Annotated in this window: 5 protein-coding genes; 4 read left to right on the top strand and 1 reads right to left on the bottom strand. The window is 73.9% G+C overall.

What is annotated here, in order from left to right:
• On the bottom strand, nucleotides 1–405 hold a 405-nt coding region (locus DKT68_RS04120; RefSeq protein WP_201748893.1), incomplete at its 3' end, for a hypothetical protein.
• A 172-nt stretch (nucleotides 406–577) separates the two neighbouring features.
• On the opposite strand from DKT68_RS04120, the gene rimP reads away from it, so the two are divergent.
• The 4 genes from rimP to DKT68_RS04100 form a co-directional block, all read left to right on the top strand.
• The gene (gene rimP, locus DKT68_RS04115) at nucleotides 578–1,264 is read left to right on the top strand and encodes a ribosome maturation factor RimP (protein ID WP_109816101.1); all 687 of its coding nucleotides are present in this window, start codon (nucleotides 578–580) and stop codon (nucleotides 1,262–1,264) included.
• A complete protein-coding gene (gene nusA, locus DKT68_RS04110; protein ID WP_109816100.1) occupies nucleotides 1,261–2,304 on the top strand; it encodes a transcription termination factor NusA in 1,044 nt (347 codons plus the stop codon). The genes rimP and nusA overlap by 4 nt, the downstream gene beginning before the upstream one ends.
• Nucleotides 2,305–2,320: 16 nt before the next feature.
• Nucleotides 2,321–2,653: a YlxR family protein gene (locus DKT68_RS04105; RefSeq protein ID WP_109816099.1), complete on the top strand. Its 333-nt coding sequence runs from the start codon at nucleotides 2,321–2,323 to the stop codon at nucleotides 2,651–2,653.
• Between the two features lie 93 nt (nucleotides 2,654–2,746).
• On the top strand, nucleotides 2,747–3,438 hold a 692-nt coding region (locus tag DKT68_RS04100), incomplete at its 3' end, for a translation initiation factor IF-2 N-terminal domain-containing protein (RefSeq protein ID WP_201748892.1).

Below are 3,438 nucleotides of genomic sequence, written 5' to 3'. Positions count from 1 at the left end.
GCCCTGGCCGGTCTTCTCCAGCGCCCGCAGGGCGGCCAGGGCGCCGGCCTGGCCGGTCACCGGGGCGGTGGTGGGGGCGGGCGCCGACGGCAGCGGGACCCCGATCACCCGGGCCAGCTCGGTGGCGTGCGCGATGTGCGCCTCGGCGATCGGCCCGAGCCGCGCGGCCAGCTCCGGGAACGCCGCCGCGCTCGCCCGGTGTGCCGCGGCCAGCACGAGCGACTCGTCCACCATCGGCCGCAGCGGGTCCGGTGGCGGCGCCGGCTCGTCGTCGCGGTCGAAAAGATCACAGCCGGTCAGCGGCGCCGCGGCGCCGCCGAGCGCCAGCAGCACCCCGGCGCGCAGGAGCTTTCGCCGCGAATGTCCGGATGCATGGTCGCGCTGTGTCGTTCTGCCGATCCCCACCGGGCAAGTCAACACCATCCGCGCCGCTCCGGGGGCCACCGTCGTCGGTGCGCCGCCCGGTCCGCCGGCGGGCTGGCGCGTTACGCTCTGCGCAGCCTCCGGCGCGTCCGCTCCGGTGGCGTGCCGGCATGGCGGGAGGACCGTCGCCGTCGACCAGGGAAAGGGTGCGGAGATGACGCAGCGTGGCCGTGCCACCAGGTCGACAGGCAGACCCCGCGACGGTGCGGGTCCCCGCGGCGGTGATCTCGCCGCCCGGCGTACCCGGTTGCGGGCCGTGATCGAGCCGGTGGTCAACGGCGTGGGCTACGACCTGGAGGACCTGTCGGTCTCCCGGGCGGGCCGCCGGCACGTGGTGCGGGTGATCGTGGACGCCGACGGCGGGATCGACCTGGACGCCGTCGCGGACGTCTCCCGGGCGGTCTCGGCCGCGCTGGACGCCGCCGAGGAGGCCGGTGGCGACATCGTCGCGGGCGAGTACCAGCTGGAGGTCAGCTCGCCGGGCGTCGACCGGCCGCTCACCCTGCCCCGCCACTGGCGACGCAACGTGGGCCGGCTGGTCAAGGTCACCGCCCGGGGCGCGGCCGGACTGCCCGGCCAGCGCGGCGAGCAGCCCGGCGGGGACCGCCAGCTGACCGGCCGGGTCGTCGCCGCCGACGACGAGGGCGTGCAGCTGGAGACCGACGACGGCCGCGCCTCCCTCCCGTACGCCCAGCTGGGCCCGGGCCGGGTGCAGGTCGAGTTCACCAGGCTCGCGGAGCTGGGCGAGCCGGACGAGCCCGACGACGCGGACGAGACCGACGAGTTCGACGATTCAGACGACATCGACGACGAAGATGATGTGGAGGACGAGGAGAGGTGAACATCGACCTCGCGGCGCTGCGCGCACTCGAGCGCGAGCGGGAGATCCCGTTCGACACGATTCTCGCGGCGATCGAGACCGCGTTGCTGACCGCATACCGGCACACCGACGGCGCCGAGCCGCACGCCCGGGTGGAGATCGACCGCAAGTCGGGCGCCGCCCTGGTGTACGCCCAGGAGATGGACGAGGACGGCACGCTCGTGCGGGAGTGGGACGACACTCCGCACGACTTCGGCCGGATCGCCGCCATGACCGCCAAGCAGGTGATCCTCCAGCGACTGCGGGAGGCCACCGACGAGGTGCACTTCGGCGAGTACGTCGGCCGTGAGGGCGACCTGGTCACCGGCGTGGTGCAGGCGCACGAGATTCGGACCGAGAAGGGCATCGTCAGCGTCGACCTCGGCAAGCTCGAGGGCGTGCTGCCGCAGTCCGAGCAGGTGCCCGGCGAGCGGTACGCCCACGGCGAGCGGATCCGCTGCGTGGTGGTGCACGTGGCCAAGGGCATGCGCGGGCCGCAGATCACCCTGTCCCGGTCGCACCCGGCGCTGGTCAAGAAGCTGTTCGCGCTGGAGGTGCCGGAGATCGCCGACGGCACGGTGGAGATCGGCGCGATCGCCCGTGAGGCAGGTCACCGTACGAAGATCGCCGTACGCTCCACCACCCCCGGGGTGAACGCCAAGGGCGCCTGCATCGGCCCGATGGGCCAGCGGGTGCGCGCGGTGATGAGCGAGCTGCACGGTGAGAAGATCGACATCATCGACTGGTCGGACGACCCGGCCACCTTCGTCGGCAACGCGTTGTCGCCGGCCAAGGCGCTGCGGGTCGAGGTGGTCGACCTGGCGGCCCGGGCCGCCCGGGTGACCGTTCCGGACTTCCAGCTCTCCCTCGCCATCGGGCGGGAGGGGCAGAATGCCCGACTTGCGGCCCGGTTGACCGGTTGGCGGATCGACATCCGCTCCGATGCGGAGCAGGCGTCCCCGGCGGTTCGGGGCGCGGCTGATCACGTGCCGGAGCCGGGCGGCGCGATCTCGGGCAGCTAGGGGTAGACTTCCTCCAGTGGTACGACGCGCGCAGCCGGAGCGCACCTGTGTGGGTTGCCGGCAACGTGCGCCGGCCAGCGAATTGCTGCGGATTGTCGCGGTCAGCGACGAGGCTGGTCACAGCCTCCGGCCTGATCCGCTCCGCAGGCTGCCGGGTCGGGGAGCGAACATGCACCCGGATCCGGCCTGCTTCGCGCTGGCGGTGCGGCGCCGCGCCTTCGGGCGTGCGCTGCGCATCACCGAGGTCCTTGACCACGGTGTGCTGGCGGAGCACGTCGATGCGCCAACCACTACGTCCGGTCAGCCCGACCGGGCGAGGGTCGCTAGCAGGGTAGGACGACCGACATGAGCACACGATGAAGTCCCTGAAATGACCAGGCTTCAAGTGCACGAGTGAGGTCGCTGCGGGTGCTGCCCGCACGACCTCGGAGTGAGGAGTGCAGTGGCAGGCAAGGCCCGCGTTCACGAGCTTGCAAAAGAGCTCGGGGTCGAGAGTAAGACCGTTCTCGCCAAGCTGAAGGAAATGGGCGAGTTCGTGAAGTCCGCGTCCAGCACCGTCGAGGCGCCCGTCGCCCGACGGCTGCGTAACGCATTCGTCGCGTCCGCCGGTGCTCCGGCACCGGCCGCCCCGTCGGCGCCCGCGCCGGCGGCGGCTTCGACCCCGACGCCGTCCACGACCCCGGGCGCGCCCCGGGTCTCGGCCAGGCCGATGCCGCCTCGGCGGCCGGCCGCGCCGGCACCCGGTCCGAAGCCGAAGGGTCCGGTGCCTGGTGCGCCGCAGTCGGCGGCTCCGGCCCCGGCCCCGGTGGCCAAGCCGGCGAGTGCCCACGACATCGAGGTGGCGGCCGCGGAGGCGCGTGCCGCCGCGCTGAAGGCTGAGCAGGAGGCCGCGGTCAAGGCCGCGCAGGCCGCCCGCCAGCAGCAGCGGGACAACGTCCGCCGGGAGCCTCCGGCCGACGGCAACCGACCCGGCCCCCGGCCGGGTCCCGCGGCGATGCCGCCCCGTCCCGGTTCGCCGGCAGCTCGTCCGAGCACGCCGGCCCCGGGTCCTGGTGCCCGGCCGGGCACTCGCCCGCCGGCGCGCGGCGCCGGTAACAACCCGTTCGGCATCCAGGGTGGCCAGCAGCGGCCGCC

The organism is Micromonospora acroterricola, assembly GCF_003172955.1.
Classification (GTDB): domain Bacteria; phylum Actinomycetota; class Actinomycetes; order Mycobacteriales; family Micromonosporaceae; genus Micromonospora; species Micromonospora acroterricola.
This window is presented reverse-complemented; position numbering and strand designations above follow the sequence as displayed.

Bases quoted from the DNA above. Each gene is read 5' to 3' on its own strand.
- rimP (WP_109816101.1), top strand. From the start codon at position 578: ATGACGCAGCGTGGCCGTGCCACCAGGTCGACAGGCAGACCCCGCGAC.